Annotated in this window: 18 protein-coding genes and 2 pseudogenes; 2 read left to right on the plus strand and 18 right to left on the minus strand. The window is 71.0% G+C overall.

Annotated elements, in window-relative coordinates; all coding sequences use genetic code 11:
- Positions 1 to 19: 19 nt before the first annotated feature.
- The 8 genes and pseudogenes from cimA to ACF1CT_RS01045 all read right to left on the minus strand — a co-directional run bounded on the left by cimA (position 20) and on the right by ACF1CT_RS01045 (position 9,247).
- Positions 20 to 1,627: a citramalate synthase gene (cimA, locus tag ACF1CT_RS01010; protein WP_391781615.1), complete on the minus strand. Its 1,608-nt coding sequence runs from the start codon at positions 1,625 to 1,627 to the stop codon at positions 20 to 22.
- Positions 1,628 to 1,905: 278 nt separating this feature from the next.
- Positions 1,906 to 3,240, minus strand: a complete 1,335-nt coding sequence (locus ACF1CT_RS01015; RefSeq protein ID WP_391781616.1) for an MFS transporter — start codon at positions 3,238 to 3,240, stop codon at positions 1,906 to 1,908.
- A 156-nt stretch (positions 3,241 to 3,396) separates the two neighbouring features.
- A pseudogene (locus ACF1CT_RS01020) lies at positions 3,397 to 3,576 on the minus strand (TetR family transcriptional regulator C-terminal domain-containing protein); the annotation flags it as partial.
- Positions 3,577 to 3,578: 2 nt separating this feature from the next.
- Positions 3,579 to 5,197 (minus strand): annotated as a pseudogene (locus ACF1CT_RS01025) (urease subunit alpha); the annotation flags it as partial.
- 196 nt (positions 5,198 to 5,393) lie between these two features.
- Positions 5,394 to 6,482: a branched-chain amino acid aminotransferase gene (locus tag ACF1CT_RS01030; RefSeq protein WP_391781617.1), complete on the minus strand. Its 1,089-nt coding sequence runs from the start codon at positions 6,480 to 6,482 to the stop codon at positions 5,394 to 5,396.
- A gap of 256 nt (positions 6,483 to 6,738) precedes the next feature.
- On the minus strand, positions 6,739 to 7,800 hold the full coding sequence (locus tag ACF1CT_RS01035; protein WP_391781618.1) for a 3-isopropylmalate dehydrogenase: 1,062 nt from the start codon (positions 7,798 to 7,800) through the stop codon (positions 6,739 to 6,741).
- A gap of 402 nt (positions 7,801 to 8,202) precedes the next feature.
- The gene (locus tag ACF1CT_RS01040) at positions 8,203 to 8,331 is read right to left on the minus strand and encodes a hypothetical protein (RefSeq protein WP_391781619.1); all 129 of its coding nucleotides are present in this window, start codon (positions 8,329 to 8,331) and stop codon (positions 8,203 to 8,205) included.
- A 361-nt stretch (positions 8,332 to 8,692) separates the two neighbouring features.
- Positions 8,693 to 9,247, minus strand: a complete 555-nt coding sequence (locus tag ACF1CT_RS01045; RefSeq protein ID WP_391781620.1) for a GNAT family N-acetyltransferase — start codon at positions 9,245 to 9,247, stop codon at positions 8,693 to 8,695.
- A gap of 168 nt (positions 9,248 to 9,415) precedes the next feature.
- Here ACF1CT_RS01045 and ACF1CT_RS01050 point away from each other — a divergent pair, with 168 nt between their 5' ends.
- Entirely contained in the window at positions 9,416 to 10,126 is a 711-nt protein-coding gene (locus ACF1CT_RS01050; RefSeq protein ID WP_391781621.1) for a nitroreductase family protein, read from the plus strand.
- Positions 10,127 to 10,266: 140 nt separating this feature from the next.
- Here the strand turns inward: ACF1CT_RS01050 and pruA are convergent, their stop codons facing one another.
- Both pruA and ACF1CT_RS01060 read right to left on the minus strand, forming a co-directional pair.
- On the minus strand, positions 10,267 to 11,898 hold the full coding sequence (gene pruA, locus ACF1CT_RS01055; RefSeq protein WP_391781622.1) for an L-glutamate gamma-semialdehyde dehydrogenase: 1,632 nt from the start codon (positions 11,896 to 11,898) through the stop codon (positions 10,267 to 10,269).
- A 53-nt stretch (positions 11,899 to 11,951) separates the two neighbouring features.
- Positions 11,952 to 12,878, minus strand: a complete 927-nt coding sequence (locus ACF1CT_RS01060) for a proline dehydrogenase family protein (RefSeq protein ID WP_391781623.1) — start codon at positions 12,876 to 12,878, stop codon at positions 11,952 to 11,954.
- Between the two features lie 179 nt (positions 12,879 to 13,057).
- Here ACF1CT_RS01060 and ACF1CT_RS01065 point away from each other — a divergent pair, with 179 nt between their 5' ends.
- A complete protein-coding gene (locus tag ACF1CT_RS01065) occupies positions 13,058 to 14,200 on the plus strand; it encodes a PucR family transcriptional regulator (protein ID WP_391781624.1) in 1,143 nt (380 codons plus the stop codon).
- Positions 14,201 to 14,362: 162 nt separating this feature from the next.
- Here the strand turns inward: ACF1CT_RS01065 and ACF1CT_RS01070 are convergent, their stop codons facing one another.
- From ACF1CT_RS01070 to ACF1CT_RS01105, 8 genes are all read right to left on the minus strand, one after another.
- Positions 14,363 to 14,881, minus strand: coding sequence for a hypothetical protein (locus ACF1CT_RS01070; RefSeq protein ID WP_391781625.1), 519 nt, complete (start codon positions 14,879 to 14,881; stop codon positions 14,363 to 14,365).
- Positions 14,878 to 15,594 carry a hypothetical protein gene (locus ACF1CT_RS01075; RefSeq protein WP_391781626.1) on the minus strand — a complete coding sequence of 239 codons (717 nt, stop codon included), beginning with the start codon at positions 15,592 to 15,594 and terminating at the stop codon, positions 14,878 to 14,880. Before ACF1CT_RS01075 ends, ACF1CT_RS01070 begins: the two co-directional genes overlap by 4 nt.
- A gap of 102 nt (positions 15,595 to 15,696) precedes the next feature.
- Positions 15,697 to 18,147, minus strand: coding sequence for a Tox-REase-5 domain-containing protein (locus tag ACF1CT_RS01080; protein ID WP_391781627.1), 2,451 nt, complete (start codon positions 18,145 to 18,147; stop codon positions 15,697 to 15,699).
- A 236-nt stretch (positions 18,148 to 18,383) separates the two neighbouring features.
- Positions 18,384 to 18,971 (minus strand): TetR/AcrR family transcriptional regulator, encoded by a 588-nt coding sequence (locus tag ACF1CT_RS01085; protein WP_391781628.1) that lies wholly within the window; start codon positions 18,969 to 18,971, stop codon positions 18,384 to 18,386.
- 161 nt (positions 18,972 to 19,132) lie between these two features.
- Entirely contained in the window at positions 19,133 to 20,725 is a 1,593-nt protein-coding gene (serA, locus tag ACF1CT_RS01090; protein ID WP_391781629.1) for a phosphoglycerate dehydrogenase, read from the minus strand.
- Positions 20,726 to 20,985: 260 nt separating this feature from the next.
- Entirely contained in the window at positions 20,986 to 21,987 is a 1,002-nt protein-coding gene (gene ilvC, locus ACF1CT_RS01095) for a ketol-acid reductoisomerase (protein ID WP_391781630.1), read from the minus strand.
- 100 nt (positions 21,988 to 22,087) lie between these two features.
- Positions 22,088 to 22,615: an acetolactate synthase small subunit gene (ilvN, locus tag ACF1CT_RS01100; RefSeq protein ID WP_376234605.1), complete on the minus strand. Its 528-nt coding sequence runs from the start codon at positions 22,613 to 22,615 to the stop codon at positions 22,088 to 22,090.
- A 22-nt stretch (positions 22,616 to 22,637) separates the two neighbouring features.
- Complete coding sequence (locus ACF1CT_RS01105; RefSeq protein WP_391781631.1) at positions 22,638 to 24,494, minus strand: acetolactate synthase large subunit; 1,857 nt, start codon at positions 24,492 to 24,494, stop codon at positions 22,638 to 22,640.
- Positions 24,495 to 24,540 lie beyond the last annotated feature (46 nt).

The raw sequence follows: 24,540 nt of genomic DNA on the forward strand, positions 1-24,540 counted from the left end.
GTCCCGGCGCACGCCCGCGCTACTCCGTGGGCTCGGCCCCGGCCCGCAGCAGCCCGTAGGTGTACGCGTCGTCGAGCGCCTGCCAGGAGGCAGCGATGACGTTGTCCGCCACGCCGACGGTGGCCCACTCGCCGTTGCCGTCGCGCGTGGTGATCAGGACGCGGGTGGTGGACTCGGTACCGGTGCGGCCTTCCAGGATGCGGACCTTGTAGTCGACGAGTTCGAACTTGGCGAGCTGCGGGTGGATCCGCTCCAGCGCCACGCGCAGCGCCCGGTCGAGGGCGTTGACCGGGCCGTTGCCCTCGGCGGTGGCGACGATCCGCTCGCCCTTGGCCCAGAGCTTCACGGTCGCCTCGTTGGCGTGCGTGCCGTCGGGACGGTTCTCGACGATGGACCGCCAGGACTCGGTGCGGAAGTAGCGGCGCGGGCGGCCCTCGGCCTCGGCGCGCAGCATCAGTTCGAAGGAGGCGTCGGCGGCCTCGTAGGTGTAGCCCTTGAGTTCACGCTCCTTGACGCGTTCGACGACCCGGCCGACGAGTGCGCGGTCCCCGCCGAGGTCGATGCCGAGCTCCTTGCTCTTGAGCTCGATGGAGGCGCGGCCCGCCATGTCGGAGACCAGCATCCGCATGGTGTTGCCGACCAGCGCGGGATCGATGTGCTGGTAGAGGTCGGGGTCGACCTTGATCGCGGAGGCGTGCAGTCCGGCCTTGTGGGCGAAGGCGGAGACGCCCACGTACGGCTGGTGGGTGGAGGGCGTCAGGTTGACGACCTCGGCGATCGCGTGCGAGACCCGGGTCATGTCGGCGAGGGCGCCCTCGGGCAGGACGGTCCTGCCGTACTTGAGTTCCAGCGCCGCGACGACGGGGAAGAGGTTGGCGTTGCCGACCCGTTCGCCGTATCCGTTGGCGGTGCACTGGACGTGGGTGGCGCCCGCGTCGACGGCGGCGAGGGTGTTGGCGACGGCGCAGCCGGTGTCGTCCTGGGCGTGGATGCCGAGCCGGGCGCCGGTGTCGGCGAGCACGGTGGAGACGACGGCCTGGATCTGGGCGGGGAGCATGCCGCCGTTGGTGTCGCAGAGGATGACCACGTCGGCGCCGGCCTCGGAGGCGGCACGGACCACGGACTTGGCGTATCCGGGGTTGGCGCGGTAGCCGTCGAAGAAGTGCTCGCAGTCGACGAAGACTCGGCGCCCCTGTTCGCGCAGGTGGGAGACGGTGTCGCGGACCATCTCCAGGTTCTCTTCGAGGGTGGTGCGCAGGGCGAGTTCCACATGGCGGTCGTGCGACTTGGCGACCAGGGTGATCACCTGGGCCCCGGAGTCGAGCAGCGCCTTGACCTGGGGGTCCTCGGCCGCCTTCCCGCCGGGTCTGCGGGTCGCGCCGAAGGCGACCAACTCGGCGTTGTGGAACTCGATCTCCTGCCGGGCACGGGCGAAGAACTCGGTGTCACGGGGGTTCGCTCCGGGCCAGCCGCCCTCGATGAAGCCCACGCCGAAGTTGTCCAGGTGCCGGGCGATGGTCAGCTTGTCCGCGACCGTCAGGTTGATGCCCTCACGCTGGGCGCCGTCGCGCAGCGTGGTGTCGAAGACGTGGAAACTGTCGTCGGTGGCGTTGGCCTTGGTGGTCATGCTGGTCTGACTCCTGTCGGATGAGTGGATCCGTACGAAATGGCTCCACTTGCCCCCATCATCCCGCGCGCCTCGCCCCGGCCGGGGTGGGGGCCGGAAAACGAAAAAACCCCTCGCGGGTGCGAGAGGTCTGCGCGCGGGTCTGGGGCACGATGGCCGCGCCGCACGTGATGGTGCGGGACGGTCACTGCGGACCGGCGCGCCTGTTGCCAATAATCATGACGAACGAGGACACGGAAGCAGTGTCGCACAACGCCGCTCCCGTGCCGTGCCGCGTCTCAGGATGCGGGCGTGACGCTCGTCGCCCCGGCAGGCTCCGCCCGTCCCCGTCCGGCCGGGTCGGCGCCGACCCGGCCCAGGTCGATGTCGCGGGTCTCCCGCATCGTCAGGTAGACGACCAGGGAGACGGCGGCGCAGCCCGCCACGTACCAGTAGAAGCCCGACTCGACGCCCGCCTTCTTGAACCAGAGCGCCACGTACTCGGCGGTGCCGCCGAAGAGCGCGTTGGCCAGCGCGTACGGGAGCGCGACGCCGAGGGCGCGGATGCCGGTCGGGAAGAGCTCGGCCTTCACGCAGGCGTTGATGGAGGTGTAGCCGGTGACGACGACCAGGGCGAGGAGCGCCAGGCCGAGGGCGGGCCAGAAGGTTCCGGCGTGCCTGAGCAGCGTCATGATCGGCACGGTCAGGAAGGTGGAGCCGACGGCGAAGGTGATCAGCAGCGGGCGGCGGCCGACGCGGTCGGAGAGCAGCCCGGCCAGGGGCTGGAGGCACATGAAGACGAGGAGCGCGCAGAAACTGACGAGCGAGGCGGTGGACTTCGCCATGCCGGCGCTGGTGGAGAGGAACTTGGTGAGGTAGGTCGTGTACGTGTAGTACGCGACGGTTCCGCCCATGGTCAGGGCCATCACCAGGAACGCCTCGCGCCGGTGCTGCCACAGGGCCCTCAGGGTGCCGCGGTCGGCCTGTCCGGCGGCGCCGGACTCGGCGTAGACCTCGGTCTCCAGCATCGAGCGGCGCAGGTAGAAGACGATCGCGGCGCCGAGCGCGCCGATGACGAACGGGATGCGCCAGCCCCAGCTGTGCAGGGCCGCCTCGGACATGTTGCGCTGGAGGACGATCTGGAGACCGAGCCCGACGAGTTGCCCGGCGGTCATGGACACGTACTGGAAGCTGGAGGCGAAGCCGCGCCGGTTCGGCGCGGACGCCTCGGTGAGGTAGGTGGCGCTGGCGGCGTACTCGCCGCCGACCGACAGTCCCTGCAGGAGCCGGGCCACCAGGAGGACGGCCACCCCGCCGTATCCGGCGACGCCGTACGTCGGCGCGACGGCGATGAGGATCGCGGAGGCCGACATGAGGGTCACGGTGAGGGTGAGCGCGGCCTTGCGGCCCCTGCGGTCACCGATCCTGCCGAGCATCCAGCCGCCGACCGGTCTCATGAAGAAGCCGACGGCGAAGATGCCCATGGTGTTCATGAGGTTGGCGGTCTCGTTGCCCTCGGGGAAGAACGAATCCGCGAAGTAGACGGCGAAGGTCGCGTACACGAACCAGTCGAACCACTCGACCATGTTGCCGGCGGAGCCGACCCAGATCTTCTTCCACTGCTCTCGTCCCATGGACCGTCACCGTGCCCGAACGGCCGGGCGCACAACAAGAGCGCAACGGGCAACGATCACGCGTACTTACGTGCGTTTCGTTCACGACGGGGTTGTTCGCCGCAGGGTCGTTCACGACGGGATCGTTGACCACGAGGCCGTTCACCACGAGGCCGTTCACGGCCGTCCGGGCGACTCCGGGGCGATGAGCGACTCCTCGACGAACTCCCCTACCCGGGAGAGGACTTGGTGACGTCCGGTGCCGGGGAGACCGACCGCGACGTGGACGCTGAATCCGTCGAGCATGGCGCGCAGCCGGGTGGCGAAGCGCTCGGCGTCGACGGGCCGGAACTCCCCTGCGTGACCAGACCGCTGCGGGCGTCCACCGCGACCTCGCCGGTGCGGGAGTTGTGGACGAGGTCGCCGGGGCCGATCCCACGGGTGCCGCGCACCCCGACGCGGCGTCGTCGGGTGGGCATCAGGTCCGCGCCGAGCCGGGTCGCCGCCTGCGAGGCGAAGGCCACCGAGAGATCGGCGGCAGTCGCCCCGTGGGCCCCGAACTGCGGCCCCAGAACGAGGGGTTCGCAGGTGTCGGTGGCGGCGTTGGGGTCACCGGTGACGCCGTACGCCGGGAACCCGGCCTTCAGCACGAGCGGCGGCCTCGCGCCGAAGAACTCGGGCCTCCACGGCACGATGTCGGCGAGCTTGCCGGTCTCGATGGAACCGATCTCGTGGGCGAGACCGTGGGCGATGGCGGGGTTGATGGTGAGCTTGGCGAGGTAGCGCAGCACCCGGGCGTTGTCGTCGGCCGGCCCGTCGCCGTCCATCGGGCCCAGCTCGGCCCTCATCTTCCCGGCCATCGCGAAGGTGCGGCGCGCCGTCTCGCCGGCCCGCCCCATGCCCTGCGCGTCGGAGGAGGTGATGCCGATCGCCCCGAGGTCGTGCAGCACGTCCTCGGCACCCATCGTCCCGGCGCGGATGCGGTCGCGGGCCATGGCCGCGTCGCCCGGCAGGTCCGTCTTGAGGTCGTGGACGGAGACGATCATCCCGTAGTGCTCGGCGACGGCGTCCCGGCCGAAGGGCAACGTCGGATTGGTGGACGAGCCAATGACGTTCTCCACGCCCGCCGTCCTGAGGACGTCGGGGACGTGGCCGCCGCCGCAGCCCTCGATGTGGAAGGCGTGGATGGTGCGGCCTTCGAGAACGCGCAGGGTGTCCTCGACCGACAGGCACTCGTTCAGCCCGTCGCTGTGCAGGGCGACCTGGACGTCGTGTTCCTCGGCCACCCGGAGCGCGGTGTCCAGGGCCCGGGTGTGGGCGCCCATGTCCTCGTGGACCTTGAAGCCGCAGGCCCCGCCCTCGGCGAGAGCCTCGACCAGGGGCGCCGGATCGGAGGACGAACCACGGCCCAGGAAGCCGATGTTGACCGGCCAGGCATCGAGGCGTTGAAGGCGTGGCGCAGCGCCCAGGGCGAGTTGACGCCGACACCCCAGACCGGGCCGAACTCCTGGCCGGTGATCGTGGTGACGCCGGAGGCGAGCGAGGCCTCCATGATCCGCGGCGGGAACAGGTGGACGTGGGTGTCGACGGCGCCCGCCGTGGCGATCATGCCCTCGCCGGAGACGATGGTGGTGCCGGTGCCGACGACGACGTCGACGCCGTCCAGGGTGTCCGGGTTGCCGGCCCGCCCGATCGCGGCGATCCGGCCCTCGCGGATGCCGATCGACACCTTGCGGATGCCCTGCACGGCATCGATGACCAGCACATTGCTGATCACGACGTCACAGGTGTCGCGGACCGCCGCGGCCCTGAGGTGCAGTCCGTCACGGGCGGTCTTGCCGAACCCGGCGAGGAACTCGTCGCCCGGCGCCTGCGTGTCGGACTCGACGCGCACGGTCAGCCCGGAGTCGCCGAGCCTGACCCGGTCACCGGCGCGCGGGCTGTGCACGCCCGCATACTCGTGTCCGTCGATGCTCATCGTTCCGCTCCCAGATATCCGCAGGCAGCCGCGGGCCGCAGGGCCTCCTCGCGTGCGCCGGGCGCGTCGAGCGGGGGAGACGGAAGGTTCACTTCATTTTTTGTTGAGCGCTGCTCCATACCGTGTGGCTCTCCGCCGGACACGACGAAGGCCGCGCCCGGCGGGGAGCCGGACGCGGCCTTCACACACCTGAGAACTAGCCGAGCGGGTGCATCCAGCCGCGGGTGTCCTCGGCGACGCCTCGCTGGATGTCGAGCAGACGCTCCCGCAGCTTCAAGGTGACCTCGCCGGGCTCACCACCACTCTGGGTCCACTCGCCGCCCTCGCACTTGACCGTGCCGACCGGAGTGATGACGGCGGCGGTGCCGCAGGCGAAGACCTCGGTGAGGGTGCCGTTCTCGGTGTCGGCCCGCCACTGGTCGATGGAGACGCGGCCCTCCTCGGACTCGTGGCCCAGGTCGCGGGCGACGGCGAGCAGCGAGTCACGGGTGACCCCGGCCAGCAGCGAACCGGTCAGGGCGGGCGTGACGATCTTGTTCCCGTACACGAAGTACAGATTCATCCCGCCGAGCTCCTCGACCCACTTGTGCTCGACCGCGTCGAGGTAGGCGACCTGGTCGCAGCCCTTCTCGGTGGCCTCGGCCTGGGCGAGGAGGGAGGCTGCGTAGTTCCCGCCGGTCTTGGCGTCGCCCATGCCGCCGGGAACGGCACGCACCCGGTTCTCGGACAGCCAGATGGAGACCGGCCTGACGCCGCCGGGGAAGTACGCGCCGGCCGGCGAGGCGATGACCACGAAGAGGTACTCGTTGGCGGGCTTGACGCCGAGACCGACCTCGGTGGCGATCATGAACGGGCGGAGGTAGAGGGACTCCTCGCCGCCGTGCGCCGGAACCCACGCCTTGTCCTGCCGGACCAGCACGTCGCACGCCTCGATGAACGTCTCGACCGGCAGCTGCGGCATGGCGAGCCGGTGCGCCGACGCCTGGAACCGCCGGGCGTTCGCCTCCGGGCGGAAGGTGGCCACGCTGCCGTCGGGCCGACGGTACGCCTTGAGGCCCTCGAAGATCTCCTGGGCGTAGTGCAGCACGGTGGTCGCCGGATCGAGGGCGAGCGGCCCGTAGGGGACGAGCTGACCGTCGTGCCAGCCGCGGCCCTCGGTCCACCGGATCGTCACCATGTGATCGGTGAAGTGCCGGCCGAAGCCGGGCCCGGCGAGGATCGCCTCGCGCTCCGCGTCGGACAGCGGGGTCGAGGTGGGCTTGAGCTCGATCGTGGGCGTCGTCATGAGTGCGTGTCCTTCACCTGTTGTGTGCGATGGACCGCGCTCGCGTCGTTGCCGCCCGGCGGCTGCCGGGACGTGCGGGCTTTCGCGTGCGAGTCGCAGCCCCGTTCGATTATCGCTCCGGGGCGGCGCTGCACGAAATGACGCGAAATGCGGTCCGGTGGTCGGTGTCCGGCGGTGGCGGAGACACCCGGGACCGCACATGAGGAAGCCGCCGGGTGCTCTCGCGACCCGGCGGCTTCGGAAGGGAGTCGTCGGGTCAGCTCGCTACGCGTACCGCGAGCGCGTCGCCGATCTGGTCGGTGGTACGGGGCGAGCCCTCTCCCCCGGAGCCTTCAGGGCCCCGCTCCGCGAGATCGGCGGAGACGGCGTCCTCGATGCGCACGGCCTCGGTCTCGTGGCCGAGGTGGCGCAGCAGGAGGGCGACGGAGAGGATCGCGGCGGTCGGGTCGGCCTTGCCCTGGCCCGCGATGTCGGGCGCGGAGCCGTGGACCGGCTCGAACATCGACGGGAAGGCGCCGCTCGGGTTGATGTTTCCGGACGCGGCGAGGCCGATGCCGCCGGTCACGGCGGCGGCGAGGTCGGTGATGATGTCGCCGAAGAGGTTGTCGGTGACGATGACGTCGAAGCGCTCCGGCTGGGTGACGAAGAAGATCGTCGCGGCGTCGACGTGCAGGTAGTCGGTGGTGACCTCGGGGTACTCGGTCGCGACCCTGTCGAAGATGTTCTTCCACATGTGGCCCGCGTACACCAGGACGTTGTTCTTGTGGACCAGCGTCAGCTTCTTGCGCGGGCGGGCCTTCGCCCGCTCGAAGGCGTCACGGACGACGCGCTCGACACCGTACGCGGTGTTGATGCTGACCTCGGTGGCGACCTCGTGCTCCGTACCGGTGCGCAGCGAACCGCCGTTGCCGGTGTAGGGGCCCTCGGTGCCCTCGCGGACCACGACGAAGTCGATGTCCGGGCGGCCGGCCAGCGGGGTCGCGGTGTTCGGGAACAGCTTCGACGGGCGCAGGTTGACGAAGTGGTCGAAGGCGAACCGCAGCTTCAGCAGAAGCCCGCGCTCCAGGACGCCGGACGGCACGGAGGGGTCTCCGATCGCACCGAGCAGGATGGCGTCGTGGCCCTTGAGGGCTTCGAGTTCGGCGTCCGGGAGGGTTTCGCCGGTGCGGTGCCAGCGCCGGGCGCCGAGGTCGTACTCCGCGGTCTCCAGCTTCACGTCCTGCGGGAGTACGGCCCTGAGGACCTTGAGGCCCTGGGCCACGACCTCCTGGCCGATGCCGTCACCGGGGATCACTGCGAGATTGATGCTGCGAGACATGGACGCACCCTACTGCGCGTCCCACCCCATGACACGCCATGTCCACCATGCGGACATGCGGGGAGCTGTACGTGTACGCGCCGCTCCCGCACCCCACCCCGACCCGGGTGGACGGCTCGCCGGTGGCGCCGTCGGGACGGCACCCGGCGTACGGGGCCGGTCCGAAGACGCACACGACGCCTCCCGGCAGGTGCCGTTCGCCGTGCGGCGGCCGTGCGTCCGCGCGGTCTCGCGCCGTGGGCGCCGGGTCGCCGCATCGACGCCGAGATCCGCCACCTCACCACGCCCGAGCTGAACGGCGGCAGGATCGCCGCCACCCCGAGCGCTGCTGCGTGCACGCGAGTCCGGAGCGGCTGCGGCCCGGCACCACGTCGGCCGGGGGGCGGGGCCGGGAGAGCGGGGTCAGTGCCCCGTGGAGCCGCCGTTGTCCCTGCGGTCGAGGGCACGCTGGAGGGCGGCCGCGGCATTGCGGCGCTCCGACTCGGTCGGGCGGTGGGTGTGACGGACGCGGCGGACGGTCGTCTGGGCCATGGTGGATCGACTCCTTGAGATCGCGAGGATTTCGAGATCGGCAACGCGTGAACGTGATGTCGAGATCAGGATTTCGAGGCGCCGGAAGGGGCGGGGAACGGACGCCGCAGGGATGGCCTGCACGGGGCGCGCGCTCACAACCGCCGGTCGCTGGATCGAGCGATTCGTTCGGCTCCTACAACGCTAGGGCAGCCGGGCCGCTCTGTCTCCACAATTACTCGGACTTCCTACTATCTGAGACGGAGTACACGCCACCGCCGCCGCCGGAACCCCCGGTCCACCCGGTCCACCCGGTCCGGCGCACGTCTCAGAGCATGTCGGTGGCCTTCGGCCGCCCGGTCGGAGGCCACCCGGCAGGTCCTCAGAGCACGTCGCCGTCCCGCCAGTCGAAGACCAGGGTCCCGGACCCGGCGGGCAGCGCGCCCCCGGTCACGGGGCGGACATAGGTGCTGCCCTCCTCGTCCGGCAGCCGCTCGACGCCGTGCGCGGCCTGCGCGGCGATCCGTCCCGGCCACACCCGCCAGCCGCGCCCCGCGTACAGCGCCGCTCCGGCCTCCGAGGCGGACAGGGCCCCGAAGGCGTACGCCCCGTCCACCACCTCTTCCAGGGCGGCCATCACCCGCCAGCCGAGCCCCTCGCGGCGCCGGTCGGCGCGTACCGCCACCGCCTCCACGTAGCCGACCCGGTACGAGCGGCCCGCGAGGACCACCCGGCGCTGGACGACGCTGCCGTGCGCGAGGAGCCCGCTCCCGTCCCGCACGTACGCGTGGATGCCGCCGAGACCGTGGTCCCAGTCCTCCTCGCTGAAATCGCCCTCGAAAGCAATATCCAAAAAGGCGTGGATCTCGTCCAGGGCGGCCGGGGCCAGTCGGTGGGTGTGGGCGGTGTGCACGGGCGGGACGGTCTGCTCGGTCATGCGGCCAGCCTGCCACGCCACTCCGACGGCCGATCGGGTTCCGGCCGGGCGCTAAAGGGCCCCGGGCGGGCCCCGGGCGGGCCCCGGGCGGACACTGACCGGTCGCACCCGTCCGTTCTGTCCGACGGCCCTCTGGTCCGGACCTGCCGCCACCGCCAGACTGCCGACATGTCTGACACCACAGCCGTAACACCGCACTGGACGCCCACCCACGGCTCGCCCTACCGGCCGGTCCCCTACCGCCCCGAACGGATCGTGGCCGACGAGTCCCTCTCCCGCTCCGCCGAACTGCGGCGGCGGATGGACGAACGCAGGACCGTGCGCCGGTTCTCCACCGATCCCGTGCCGGAGCAGGTCGTGAGGGACGCCATCGCCTGCGCCGCCACCGCCCCGTCCGGCGCGCACCAGCAGCCGTGGACGTTCGTCCTGGTCAAGGACCCGCAGGTACGACGGCTGATCCGCGAGGCGGCCGAGCGCGAGGAGCGGATCAGCTACGACGGCAGGCTCGGCGAGGAGTGGCTGACCGCGCTGCGCCCGCTGGGCACGGACGCCGTCAAGTCCCACATGACGGATGCCCCGGCGCTCGTCGTGGTGTTCCAGCAGCGGTACTGGCTGGGTGAGGACGGCACCCGGCGCAAGCACTACTACGTCGACGAGTCGGTCGGGATCGCGGTCGGCATGCTGCTCTCGGCGCTGCACCTGTCGGGCCTGGCGGCGCTGGTCCACACGCCGAGCCCGATGCGGTTCCTGCGCGAGGTGCTGGACCGGCCGGAGAACGAGAAGGCGTTCGCGGTGATCCCCGTCGGGTATCCGGCCGACGACTGCGAGGTGCCGGACCTGGTACGGAAGTCGCTCGACCAGGTGATCGTGGAGGTCTGAGGGGCCGGTGTTCGCGGACGCCCGGGCGCGGATCCCCGGCCGGCCGGGGCCACATGGAAACCGCCTCCCGGCCGGCAGGGGAACCGGTCGGGAGGCGGAGTTCGTCGCGGGGCGCCCGGGGTGCCGGCGTCCCGGGGGCGTCAGCCCTGGTGGGGGTAGGTGTACTCGGTCGGCGGGACCAGCGTCTCCTTGATGGCCCGGGTCAGCGTCCAGCGCTGGAGGTTCTGCGGGGCCCCCGCCTTGTCGTTGGTGCCGGAGGCACGGCCGCCGCCGAAGGGCTGCTGGCCGACGACGGCGCCGGTCGACTTGTCGTTGATGTAGAAGTTGCCCGCGGCGTAGCGCAGCTTCTCCATGGTGTACGCGGCAGCGGTGCGGTCGTTCGCGATGACGGAACCGGTGAGCGCGTAGTCGGAGACCGACTCCATCTGCTCCAGCATCGCGTCGTACGCGTCGTCCTCGTAGACGTGCACGGCGAGGATCGGGCCGAAGTACTCGGTCGTGAAGACCTCGTTGGCCGGGTCGGTGCACTCGATGACGGTCGGGCGGACGAAGTAGCCCACCGAGTCGTCGTAGCTGCCGCCCGCGATGATCGTGCAGGTCGGGTCGGCCTTCGCGCGGTCGATCGCTGCCTTGTTCTTCGCGAACGAGCGGTCGTCGATGACGGCGCCGATGAAGTTCGACAGGTCGGTGACGTCGCCCATGGCGATGGAGTCGACCTCGGCGGCGAACTTCTCCTTGAAACCGGAGTTCCAGATGGAGGCCGGGACGTAGGCGCGCGAGGACGCCGAGCACTTCTGGCCCTGGAACTCGAAGGAGCCCCGGGTCAGCGCGGTCTTCAGCACGGCGTGGTCGGCCGACGGGTGGGCGACGACGAAGTCCTTGCCGCCGGTCTCGCCGACGAGCCGCGGGTAGGTGCGGTAGGTGGCGATGTTGTTGCCGACCGTCTTCCACAGGTGCTGGAAGGTGGGGGTCGAGCCGGTGAAGTGGATACCGGCCAGGTCGCGGTGGTTCAGGGCCACCTCGGAGACGGCGAGGCCGTCACCGGTGACCAGGTTGATGACGCCCTTGGGCAGGCCCGCCTCCTCCAGGAGGCGCATCAGCAGCACGGCGGCGTGGGTCTGCGTCGGGGACGGCTTCCACACCACGACGTTGCCCATGAGGGCGGGGGCGGTGGGCAGGTTGCCCGCGATGGCCGTGAAGTTGAACGGCGTGATCGCGTAGACGAAGCCCTCCAGCGGGCGGTGGTCCATGCGGTTCCACACGCCCGGCGAGTTGGCCGGGGGCTGCTCGGCGAGGATCTGGCGCGCGTAGTGCACGTTGAAGCGCCAGAAGTCGACGAGCTCGCAGGGGGTGTCGATCTCGGCCTGCTGGGCGGTCTTGGACTGGCCGAGCATGGTGGACGCGGCCAGCGTCTCGCGCCAGGGGCCGGCCAGCAGCTCGGCGGCGCGCAGGATGATCGCGGCGCGGTCGTCGAAGGACGTCGCGCGCCAGGCCGGGGCGGCGGCCAGGGCGGCGTCGATCGCGTCCTGGGCGTCCTTCTGCGTGGCGTTGCCGAAGGTGCCGATGACGGCCTTGTGGTTGTGGGGCTGAACGACGTCGAAGCGCTCGCCGCCACCCATCCGCTTCTCGCCGCCGATGGTCATCGGCAGGTCGATCGGGTTCTGGGCGAGCTCCTTGAGCTTCGCCTCCAGACGGGCGCGCTCCGGGGTGCCCGGGGCGTAGGTGTGGACCGGCTCGTTGACCGGCGCGGGGACCTGGGTCACAGCGTCCATGAGTGCCTTGTCTCCTTGGTGTCGGCGGGGGTGGGGGACGGCCGGCGGCCGGTTCAGCCCTTGGTCAGGATGGAGCGGCCGAAGAACAGCAGGTTCGCCGGCTTCTCCGCGAGACGGCGCATGAAGTAGCCGTACCAGTCGGTTCCGTACGCGGTGTACACACGCATCCGGTGGCCCTCCGCGGCGAGCCGGACGTGCTCGTCGCTGCGGATGCCGTACAGCATCTGGAACTCGTACTCGTCCAGTTTGCGCCCTGCCTTGCGTCCCAGCTCCTGGGCGATGGCTATCAGCCGCGGATCGTGCGACCCGATCATCGGGTAGCCCTCGCCCTCCATCAGGATCTTCAGGATGCGGACGTACGCCTTGTCGGTCTCGGACTTGTCCTGGTACGCGACGGAGGCGGGCTCCTTGTAGGCGCCCTTCACGATGCGGACGCGGCTGCCGGCGGCGGCAAGACGGCGGGCGTCCTCCTCGGTGCGGAACAGGTACGCCTGGATGACGCATCCGGTCTGCGGGAAGTCCTTCCGCAGCTCCTCGTGGATGGCGAACATCGAGTCGAGGGTGGTGTGGTCCTCGGCGTCCAGGGTGACCGTGGTGCCGATCGCGGCGGCGGCCTCGACGACCGGACGGACGTTGGCGAGCGCCAGCTCGTGCCCGCCCTCCAGCGACTGTCCGAACATGGAGAGCTTGACGGACATCTCCGCCCCGGTCCCCAGCTCCAGGTCCTTGAGGCGGTCGATCAGCTCCAGGTAGGCGTCGCGGGCGGCGGCGGCCTGCTCGGGCGTGGTGATGTCCTCGCCCACCACGTCGAGGGTGACTTCCAGGCCCTTGTCGGCGGCGTCCCGGATGACGGGGACGACCTGGTCGACGGTCTCACCGGCGATGAACCTGTCGACGACCTGCTTCGTGCCGGGAGCGGCCGAGATGAAACGACGCATCTTGTCGCTGCGGGACGCGGCGAGAATCACGGGACCCAGCACGGGGCACCTCCACGGAAAGTACGGACGGGGGCCGTACCGGCGGCGGGGGAACGGCGCGGTACAGCACGGAGAACCACCGTGAAATCTAGGGATCACTCCGATCGTGGGCCATCGACAGCTGTCACGCATCCGTTGCCCGGATCTCAGACATATGTCTGAAGGGGTGCGAGAATGGCCGGGTGAAGGGCGATTACCAGGAGCTGGTCGACGAGATATCGGGGCTGCTCGGTGCCCCCGCGACGCTGGAGAACCGAGATTTCGGTCTTGTCGCCTTCGGGGCCCACGACAGCGACGACGACACGGCCATGGACCCGGTCCGCACCCGATCGATCATGACCCGGCGCTCGACGCCCGCGGTCCGCGCCTGGTTCGAGGGCTTCGGCATCACCCGCGCCACCGGCCCGGTGCGCATCCCGGCCGCCCCCGAGGCCGGGGTGTTCCGGGACCGGATCTGCCTGCCGGTGCGCCATCGGGGTGTGGTCCTCGGATACGTGTGGCTGCTCGACGCCGATCCCGGACCGACCGAGGAGCGGCTGGCGGCGGCGATGGAGGTGGCGGCCCGGATCGGGGTGCTGCTCTCCGAGGAGGCGCGGGCCGGCACGGACCTGTCCCGTGAGTTCGGCGCGGTCCTGACCGCCGGGCGGGGCTGGCAGCGCGACATGGCGGTGACCGCGCTGCGGGATTCGCTGGGTCCGGACGCGGAGGGGCTGCACACGGTGGTGTGCGTGTCGCCGTGGCCGCAGGAGGCGCCGTCGGTGCGTACGGTGCCGTCGGCGGCGGCGCTCGCTTCGGTCGCCGCCCCGGGTCCGGCGGGGCCGCCCTCGTTGGCCGCGCTGATCAGGCTGCGCTCGGCCGAGGTGCCGGAACCCGCGCTCGGCGCCGCGGACCGGCTGCGGGCGATCGCGGGCCGGGGCGCCACCGCCGGGATCGCGGCGCCCCGCCGCGGTCTGGCGGACCTGGCCGCGGCCTGGCACGAGGCGTCGGCCGCGGCCCGCGCGGCGGCGGCCGAGTCCCGCTTCGGCCCGGTCGCCCAGTGGTCGGCGATCGGTCCGTACCGGCTGCTGACGGCGCTGCCCGCCGAATCGGCCGCCGACCCGTCGGTCCGCGCCCTGCTCGCCCCCGCGCACACGGACCTGGCCCGCACCGCCGAGGTGTTCCTCGACTGTGCGGGCCAGGCGTCACGGACGGCCGCCGCGCTCGGCATCCACCGTCAGACGCTGTACTACCGGCTGTCCCGGGTCCACCAGCTCACCGGTCTCGATCTGAACGACGGCGAGGACCGGCTGCTGCTGCACATGGTGCTCAAGGGGGCCCGGCTCTGAGAGCCTGCCGTGTGCCACCGGTTTCCCGGAGCCCCGCCGGGTGCGGGCGGGGCGCCCCGATCCGCGCGACTGCGCCCCCGCCCATTCGGCCGGGAGCGGGTGACGGCGGGGCCGGGCCGTACGACGTCCGCACGGCCCGGGCCCGTTCACCTCATCCGGTCCTCACCACGCGTCCGGGGCGGTGACCGGACGGCCGCTGACGAGGGCCGCCAGCACCATCGGCGCGTCGCCGTCGCTGTGCCCGACGCTCGCCCCGACCCAGCGGTCCGCGCCGCCGACCGGGCCCCAGACGGTCAGGTCGCCGTAGAGATCCTGATCGAACAAGGCATCGAACAACGGCTCGACGGCGGCCCCCTCCTGACGGCGGAACATCGGCACGTGCAGGGGCACCGCGCGATGCGGGCCCCATCGACGGTCCAGTTCCTCGACGAGGGCGGCGAGATGGGCCTCGGCCGCGTCCGTGAGGTCGTTCCACTCGGGGGCGTACACCCCGGTCAGCGGATCGCCCTCCCAGAGCGGGACGACGCGGAAGCCGTCGCCGCCGGTCGTCGTCCACTCCCCCGTTTCCGGATCGCCCTCGGCCGCCGTGGGCCCGCTCGTCGGCAACGGGCGCGCCAGCAGCGCGTCGATGTCGGCGAGGGCTCCCGCGACGGTGAACGCCTCCCCGGCGCGCGCGGTCACAGGACCGGCCGGTCCATCGGGCGGGGCAGCGGCTCCAGCGCCCCGGCGTCACGGAGCCGTTCGTAGGCCGCCACCACGTCCGCACCGGCACCGGGGTCCGCGAGGCTCAGCAGCACGCCGCCGCCCGGCAGTTCCTCCCGGGCCGTCCCCAGGCCCTCCGGGACGAGGGCGGCCCGCGCCGGGGAGAGGTATCCGAACCGGCCCACCACGGGGTCGCCGACGGAGTACCCGGCGTCGTCCTCCAGGGCGTCCAGCACGTCGTCGTCGCTCACGTCACCGAAGTCCGGTTCCCACTCGCGGGCGAGGACGGCGAGGAGTTCGGCCTCCGGAACCTCCACACCGTCCGGCGCGTGCAGCGTCACCACGAACGACTGGAGCAGGAACTCCGGCGCGCCCCCGGCCAGTCCGCTGATCTCGGTGCGCCGGCCGGGTTCGTCCGCACGTTCCAGCCGCAGCGCGGTGCCCGTGAGGTCCGACCAGTCCTCGGCCGCCTGTGCCACGCGCAGGGCACCGAGCAGCGCGCCCTCGTCCGCCGGCAGTTCGGTCTCCGGGCCGGAGCCGCGGACCTGGCGCCAGGTACCCGTCCCCTCACCGGGCGACGCCGCCCCGGGGAGCAGTCCGGTGATCCCGTCCAGCGTCCGCTTCCAGCGTCCGGCGAGCGTCTCCACCGGCTCCGGCCTGGGACCCCAGAAGACCCGCACCACACGTCGCATGCACTTTCCTCCGTCGAGCTTCGTCCGTCGGGCAGGGCGGCACGGACCCGGCCGGGCCGCCCTGCGTGCAGGCTACTGCGGTGACCGGCGAGGTTCACCGCACTACTTGTCGAAGGCCCCCGGTCTCCTGGTGCTGTCGTTCGGCTTCGGCTTGGTGTGGACGACCTTGATCGGGAGCCCTTCGTCCCGGAAGGCCTGGCGCGCCGCCTTCGCCACCTCGGGGTCGGAGAAGTGCCACTCCACCGCCCGGCCTCCGGACGCCTCGACCTGCGCGCGGGCCTCGGCGACGAACTTGTCCCTGCCGGACGTGGTGAGCTTTCCGGGCTCGGTCCGGGACAGGTAGCTCTGGTAGCCGTTCTTGGCCTCCAGGAACGTCTGCCTGCCGGAGTCCCAGCCGTCGTACTCCACGGCCGGCTTGCCCTCCTTGGGGTGCGGGACGACGTACTCCTGGCCCCGGTTGGTGCCGGTGACCTGCTCCTGGTACCGCAGCCAGGACTCGTTCTTCCAGTTGGGGGCCGGGTTGCGGTCGCGGCTCGCCCAGTAGCCGTCGCCCAGGTCCGCGTCGCCGAGCTTGCGGTCCTTGAGGTCCTCGGCCCAGGACGGCGGGTTGTAGTTGCGCGGGTCGGAGGTGTCGTTGCGGGTCGGCTCGGGGTACTTCTTCTTGTCCAGCTCGGCCTTGCGGGCGCGCTCCGGTTCCTCCAGGCGCTTCTGCTCCAGGTGGGCGGCGCGTTCCTGGGCGCGCGCCTCGGCGGCCCTCGCCTTGGCCGCCTCGTCACAGCCGCCGCCCGCGAGGACCACCCGGCCGGTGGAACCGGAGGCCAGTACGCCGGTGCCGGAGCCGGCGACTCCCGCGATCCCGGCGCCGTAGCGCACCGGGCGCGGCCCGGACGCGATGACACAGCCGGTCCGGCGTGCCGCGTCCTCCGCCGCGTCGGCGGCGTCGTCCGCCTCCTTGGCCGCCTTGCGCAGCCCGTCGAGGTCACCGAGTTCGGCGGCCTTGCGGGCACGGCGGGCCGCGTCCCCCGCGTCGTCGACGGCCTTCGCCACCTTCTCGGCGATCTTGCCGAGTTCGCCGAGCTTGCCGACCTTGCCGACGACCTTCGCCACGTCGTAGCCGGGGATGAAGAGGGAGCCGACGTTCCAGATCACATCGGTGACGGCCCGGGTCTTCTCCCCGTTGTTCCAGCGGTCGCGGACCTCGTCGCCGACGAACACGGTGTCGCCGACCTTCACCACGGTGTTGACCGACGCCTTGCCCCAGTCCCAGAGGGCACCGAGGTAGTCGCCCTTGCCCCACTTGTCGCCGGCGTCCTTGGAGTCCTGCGTCCACTCGTGGCCGAGCTGCTTGCCGTAGTCCGCGATGCCGGACCACGTCTCGGGCTTGAACAGGTCGATGATCCCGGTGATGTCGCCCCAGACGCCGTCGACCGCCAGCCCCTTCACGACCTGGGTGGTGCGGTCCCACGCGCAGCCGAAGAAGCCCCAGCCGCCGCAGTCCTCCTGGTCGGCCCTGTCGCCGCCCTTGTCGCCGCCCTTGCCCTCCTCGCCGGGCGCGGGCGTGTCGTAGTCGGCCTCGGGCTCGACGCCGTCCTCCGGGTAGGTGTCCACACCGCTGCCGGGACGGCCGTCGTCGGGGCCGCCGGTGCCGCCGGACACGCCCGCACCGCCGGAAGGACTCCCCTCGGTGCTCCCGCCGCCGGTGTTCCCCCCGTTCGCGCTGCCGCCACTCGCGTCGCCGCCACCATTGCCGCTGCCGGACGGACCGCCGTTGCCACCGCCCGTCGCGCCGGTGCCTCCGGTGACGGTCGCGCCGCCGTCCGCGCCCGCGGTGCCGTTGCCGGTGCCCCCGTTCCGTCCGGGGCCCGCCTCGACCCGGCCCGGGCCGTCCCCGGACGCCGGGCACGAGTAGCCGCTCAGCGAGCAGATCGCCGACTGGAGTTCGGCGGTGATTCGTCCGCCGAGTCCGCTCAGGGCCATCGCGGCGATCAGCGCGACGACGATCAGCACCAGGCCCAGGTACTCCAGGGCCGTCTGTCCCCGGTCCCGGCGCCAGGTGATCAGGTGCGGGAGCGAGAACCCGCGCCACCGCCTCCGTTCCCCCTCGGGCTTCGCGCCGCGTTCCACCGGCGGCAGCAGGAACCAGGACCTGCTCTGCCGCCGGGTGAGGAGGAACAGGATCAGGGCCGGCAGGAGGAGCTGGGTGAAGCCGCTCGCCGAACCGTTCCCGATGTTGCCGAGGCCGCCGAGGACCAGCCACGCCTGGACGGCGACCAGCCCCCACCAGACCCGCTTGCGGCCGGTCCGCACATGCCGCGCCAGCAGCAGGCCGAGCGCGCCCGGCACAGCCGCGTACAGCAGGATCCCGAGGACCTGGGCCCCCATCGCGTCCACCGCGAGCGCCGAGCCGAACAGGCCGAGGCCGCCCAGGGCCGTCGCGCCGAACAGGACGAGGAGCAGTACCCGCACCGTGTTGAGCGGACGCGGGAGCTCCCGCGTCCCCGGTCTCGCCGGAACCGGCCCCCCGGGCACCGACATGCCACCGATAACAGACATACGCGTCCCCGACCCCCGATGTCAGCAAGTGACATGACAGCCACTCACCCTAGGGCCGGGAAACGTCCCGCGTCATGGGTCTCAGGACCCAACGCCGGACCCATCAAACACGCCTGACGGTCCGCCACCTCACGGGCCGGCGGGAGAACCGGGGCCGCGGTCACGGACCGCCCGAGGAGCGCACACCAGGAACCCGATCACGGAGCCCGGCTTCGGAGCGCGGTCACGGGACGCGGTTACTGAACGCGCCCCTCCAGCACCGCCTTCAGGCCGTCCGTCAGGTCCTGCGCGGACGGTGCCGAATCACTGTCCATCAGCCACTGCACCATCACGCCCGCGAGGAGTGCCTGACAGAAAAGCCCGGCCACCCGGGCCCTCTCGGGATCCTTCTCCGGGTCGATGCCGAGCATGTTCTCGGCGAGCCCGTCCCGCCCTTCGCGCTGCGGGCCGATCAGCGCGCTCTTCAGCTCCGGGTCCTGGTCGATCCGGGAGACGACCTCCATCTGGAGCTGCCAGACGGAACGCGTCCGCTCGTAGCTGTCGATCACCCGCTCCCAGGTCTCGCGGAACTGGTCGAGCGGCGGCCGGGACGCGTCGCCGTCGCCCGCCTCCTCGTCCCGCGGCTCGGTGAGCACATCGCCCCACTCCTCGGTCAGCTTGAGGAAGGCGAGGTTGAGCAGAGCCTCCTTCGAGCCGTAGTGGTAACCGATGGAGGCGAGGTTCGTACCGGAGGCGGCCACGATGTCGCGTGCCGTCGTCCGTGCGTACCCCTTCTCCAGCAGGCAGCGCTTGGCGCCTTCGAGCAGATCCTCACGATGTCCCATGAAAACAGCGTACCCGGCATGCAGACGTTCGTGTAAGACACGCGTCTAGATGCCGGGTACGCAAGACCGGGAAGTGCCGGACCGTCGGCGTGACGGCCGACGAGCCGGGCCGCTCAGCCGGTCAGCCGCTCAGCCGGTCAGTCGGTCAGTCGGTCAGTCGGTCAGTCGGTCAGGTTCACCGTGCGGGCGGAGGTGGCGCCGATCTCCGTGGAGATCTCGGCGAGCACCGACGCCGGGACGTCGTCGTCGACGGTGAGCACGACCAGCGCCTCGCCGCCCGCGCCCGCCCGCGAGACCTGCATGCCCGCGATGTTCAGACCGGCCTCGCCGAGGATGCGGCCGACCGTGCCGACCACGCCGGGGCGGTCCTCGTAGCGCAGCACCACCATGTGGTCGGCGAGCGCCAGGTCCACGTCGTACTCGCCGACGGCGACGATCTTCTGGAGGTGCTTGGGTCCGGCCAGCGTGCCGGAGACGGAGACCTCCTCGCCGCCCGAGAGCGTGCCGCGGACGGTCACCAGGTTGCGGTGGTCCGGCGACTCGGAGCTGGTGGTGAGGCGGACCTCGACGCCACGCTCCTGCGCGAAGAGCGGGGCGTTCACGTAGGAGACGGTCTCGTCGACGACGTCCTCGAACACGCCCTTGAGCGCGGAGAGTTCGAGCACCTTGACGTCGTGCTGGGTGATCTCGCCGTACACCTCGACGTCGAGCCGGACCGCGACCTCACCGGCGAGCGCGGTGAAGATCCGGCCGAGCTTCTCGGCGAGCGGCAGGCCCGGGCGCACGTCCTGGGCGATCACGCCGCCCTGGACGTTGACCGCGTCCGGCACCAGCTCGCCGGCGAGGGCGAGGCGCACCGACTTGGCGACCGCGATGCCCGCCTTCTCCTGGGCCTCGTCGGTGGAGGCGCCCAGGTGCGGGGTGCAGACGACCTGGTCGAACTCGAACAGCGGGGAGTCCGTGCAGGGCTCCTTCGCGTACACATCGAGACCGGCACCGGCGACCCGGCCCTCCTTGAGGGCGGAGGCGAGCGCCGCCTCGTCGACGATGCCGCCGCGTGCGGCGTTGACGATGCGCACGGTGGGCTTCACCTTGTGCAGCGCCTCGTCACCGATCAGGCCGAGCGTCTCGGGGGTCTTGGGCAGGTGGACGGTGATGAAGTCGGCGACCTCCAGCAGCTCGTCCAGCGAGAGGAGCTTGACACCCATCTGGGCGGCGCGGGCCGGCTGCACGTAGGGGTCGTACGCGACGATCTTCATGCCGAAGGCCGACATGCGCTGGGCCACCAGGACGCCGATGCGGCCGAGGCCGACGACGCCGAGGGTCTTCTCGCTCAGCTCGACGCCGGTGTACTTGGAGCGCTTCCACTCACCGTTCTTGAGCGCGGCGTTGGCCTGCGGGATGTTGCGCGCGGTGGCGACCAGCAGACCGCAGGCCAGCTCGGCGGCGGTGACGATGTTCGAGGTGGGCGCGTTGACCACCATCACGCCGGCCTTGGTGGCGGTGGAGACGTCGACGTTGTCCAGACCGACGCCCGCGCGGGCGACGACCTTCAGGTTCTTCGCGGCGGCGATGGCCTCGGCGTCGACCTTGGTCGCGGAGCGCACCAGGATGGCGTCGACGTCGACGATCGCGGGGAGGAGCTCGGCGCGGTCCGCGCCGTTGCAGTGCCGGATGTCGAAGTCCGGTCCCAGGGCGTCCACCGTGGCGGGCGACAGCTCTTCGGCGATGAGTACGACGGGTTTCGAGCTCACGTGAGTCCTCACAGGTCCAGTGCGGACGGCCGTCCCGACGGCCGCAGGCGGTGGAGGGGCTTGCCGCGTGGAAGACGCACGACACTGTGGGCCTGACGCGTGTATGTGTGGAGAAGTGTAGTCATGCACCAGGACGCATACTGCGCCCCGTTGGAAGGATCACCCACACGGAGTGGACGACTTGTACACACGTACGACGCCGCTTCTTCCCGCGGAAATGCAGCGGGGGCGGACCGGTGCCGGTCCGCCCCCGGGGCGTGCTACGCGTCCTCGTCGTTGACCCAGCTCATGAGCTTGCGCAGCTCACGGCCCGTGGTCTCCAGCAGGTGGTCGGCGTCGGCCTTCTTGTACTCGTTGTACTTGGGCAGACCGTTGTGGTACTCCTCCATCCAGTTCTTGGCGAAGGTGCCGTCCTGGATCTCCGCGAGAACCTTCTTCATCTCGGCCTTGGTGGCGTCCGTGATGATCCGGGGGCCGGTGACGTAGTCGCCCCACTCGGCGGTCTCGGAGATCGACCAGCGCATCTTCTCCAGGCCGCCCTCGTACATGAGGTCCACGATGAGCTTCAGCTCGTGCAGGCACTCGAAGTACGCGATCTCCGGCTGGTAACCGGCCTCGGTCAGGGTCTCGAAACCGGCCTTGACCAGGGCGGCGGTGCCACCGCAGAGGACGGCCTGCTCACCGAACAGGTCGGTCTCGGTCTCCTCGGTGAACGTCGTCTTGATGACGCCGGCGCGAGTGCCGCCGATGCCCTTCGCGTACGACAGGGCGAGCGCCAGGCCGTTGCCCGAGGCGTCCTGCTCGACGGCCACGATGCACGGGACGCCGCGGCCCTCCTCGTACTGACGGCGGACCAGGTGGCCCGGGCCCTTCGGGGCGACCATGCAGACGTCGACGCCGGCCGGCGGCTTGATGAAGCCGTAACGGATGTTCAGGCCGTGGCCGAAGAACAGCGCGTCGCCGTCCTTGAGGTTGTCCTTGATGGACTCCTCGTAGACCTTCGCCTGGATCGGGTCCGGCACCAGGATCATGATGACGTCGGCCTCGGCGGCGGCCTCCGACGGCGTCACGACGCGCAGGCCCTGCTCCTCGGCCTTGGCCTTGGACTTCGAGCCCTCGTGCAGACCGACACGGACGTCGACACCCGAGTCGCGCAGCGACAGCGCGTGGGCGTGTCCCTGGCTGCCGTAGCCGATGACCGCGACCTTGCGGCCCTGGATGATGGACAGGTCGGCGTCGTCGTCGTAGAACAGCTCGGCCACTGGGTCTCTCCTTGGTGTGCAGGTGTTGCGTCCCACCGTACGGCGGGGTGCGGTGAATACGTTGACGGATCTCGCCATGCGGGCGGCGAGGCGGCGGGTGCTACGCCGTGCGGTCGAGGGCGCGCAGCGACCGGTCGGTGATCGAGCGCGCGCCGCGCCCTATGGCGATGGTGCCGGACTGGACCAGCTCCTTGATGCCGTACTGCTCCAGCATCCTGAGCATGGCCTCCAGCTTGTCGGCGCCGCCGGTGGCCTCGATCGTGACCGCCTCGGGGGAGACGTCCACGGTCTTGGCGCGGAACAGCTGGACGATCTCGGTGATCTGGGAGCGCGTCTCGTTGTCGGCGCGGACCTTCACCAGGACGAGCTCCCGCTGGATCGCAGCGGAGGGCTCCAGTTCGACGATCTTGAGGACGTTCACCAGCTTGTTGAGCTGCTTGGTCACCTGCTCAAGAGGCAGGCCCTCGACATTGACGACGATGGTGATGCGCGAGATGTCGGGGTGTTCGGTGGTTCCGACCGCGAGCGAGTCGATGTTGAAGCCGCGGCGGGAGAACAGGGCGGTGATCCTGGCGAGGACACCCGGCTTGTTCTCGACAAGGACGGAGAGCGTGTGCTTGGTAAACATGGCGTCGGTCTCTCTCTGTCTCTCAGTCGTCTTCGTTGTCGCCGAAGTCGGGGCGGACGCCGCGGGCGGCCATGACCTCGTCGTTGGAGGTGCCGGCGGCGACCATCGGCCAGACCATGGCGTCCTCGTGGACGATGAAGTCGATCACGACGGGCCGGTCGTTGACGGAGTTCGCCTCCGCGATGACCTTGTCCAGGTCGGCCGGGTCCTCGCAGCGGATCGCGTAGCAGCCCATCGCCTCGGACAGCTTGACGAAGTCCGGGACGCGGGTGCCCTTCGCGGGGACTCCCTCGGTGTCGGCGCCGGAGTGCAGCGCCGTGTTCGAGTACCGCTGGTTGTAGAACAGGGTCTGCCACTGGCGGACCATCCCGAGCGCGCCGTTGTTGATGATCGCTACCTTGATCGGGATGTTGTTGAGCGCGCAGGTGGTGAGTTCCTGGTTGGTCATCTGGAAGCAGCCGTCGCCGTCGATGGCCCAGACCGTACGGTCCGGCGCGCCGGCCTTGGCGCCCATCGCGGCCGGGACCGCATAGCCCATCGTTCCAGCGCCGCCGGAGTTCAGCCAGGTGGCGGGCTGCTCGTAGTCGATGAAGTGGGCGGCCCACATCTGGTGCTGGCCGACGCCCGCGGCGAAGATCGTGCCCTCGGGGGCGAGTTCGCCGATCCGCCGGATGACCTGCTGCGGCGACAGGCTGCCGTCCTCGGGGAGGTCGTAGCCGAGCGGGTAGGTCTCGCGCCAGCGGCTGAGGTCCTTCCACCACGCCTCGTAGTCCCCGACGTGGCCCTCGGTGTGCTCGGCCTGGACGGCCTGGACCAGGTCGGCCAGGACCTCGCGGGCGTCGCCCACGATCGGCACGTCGGCGGCGCGGTTCTTGCCGATCTCGGCCGGGTCGATGTCGGCGTGGACGATCTTCGCGTACGGGGCGAAGCTGTCCAGCCTGCCGGTGACGCGGTCGTCGAAACGGGCTCCGAGGGCGACGATCAGGTCGGCCTTCTGCAGCGCGGTGACGGCGGTGACCGCACCGTGCATGCCCGGCATTCCCACGTGCAGCGGGTGGCTGTCGGGGAATGCGCCGAGCGCCATCAGGGTGGTGGTGACGGGCGCTCCGGTGAGTTCGGCGAGGACCTTCAGCTCGGCGGTGGCCCCCGCCTTGATGACGCCGCCGCCGACGTACAGCACCGGGCGCCTGGCCCGGGTGATCAGCTTGGCGGCCTCGCGGATCTGCTTGGCGTGCGGCTTGGTGACCGGGCGGTAGCCGGGCAGGTCCTGGGTGGGCGGCCAGGAGAACGTGGTCCGCGCCTGGAGGGCGTCCTTGGCGATGTCGACGAGGACCGGGCCCGGACGGCCGGTGGAGGCGATGTGGAAGGCCTCGGCGATGGTGTGCGGGATGTCCTCGGCCCTGGTGACCAGGAAGTTGTGCTTGGTGACCGGCATCGTGATGCCGCAGATGTCCGCCTCCTGGAAGGCGTCCGTGCCGATCGACTTGGAGGCGACCTGACCGGTGATGGCGACCAGCGGGACGGAGTCCATGTGGGCGTCCGCGATCGGCGTGACCAGGTTGGTGGCACCGGGTCCCGAGGTGGCCATGCAGACGCCGACCTTGCCGGTGGCCTGCGCGTAGCCGGTGGCGGCGTGCCCCGCGCCCTGCTCGTGACGGACCAGCACGTGGCGGACCCGGGTGGAGTCCATCATCGGGTCGTAGGCCGGGAGGATGGCGCCGCCGGGAATGCCGAATACCGTGTCGGCGCCCACTTCCTCAAGAGAACGGATGAGGGACTGCGCGCCCGTGACGTGCTCAACGGTGGCGGCGGGCGATCCGGCGTTACGGGCCCGCGGCTGGGGATGGTGGGCCCCGGTGGCCTGCTCGGTCATCGGCATTCTCTTCTCGAAGCTGAGGGTTTGTGCGGGGTGTTCTGCAACGGTT

The sequence above is a fragment of the Streptomyces sp. NPDC014734 genome (assembly GCF_043083325.1).
In the GTDB taxonomy this organism is placed as follows: Bacteria; Actinomycetota; Actinomycetes; order Streptomycetales; family Streptomycetaceae; genus Streptomyces.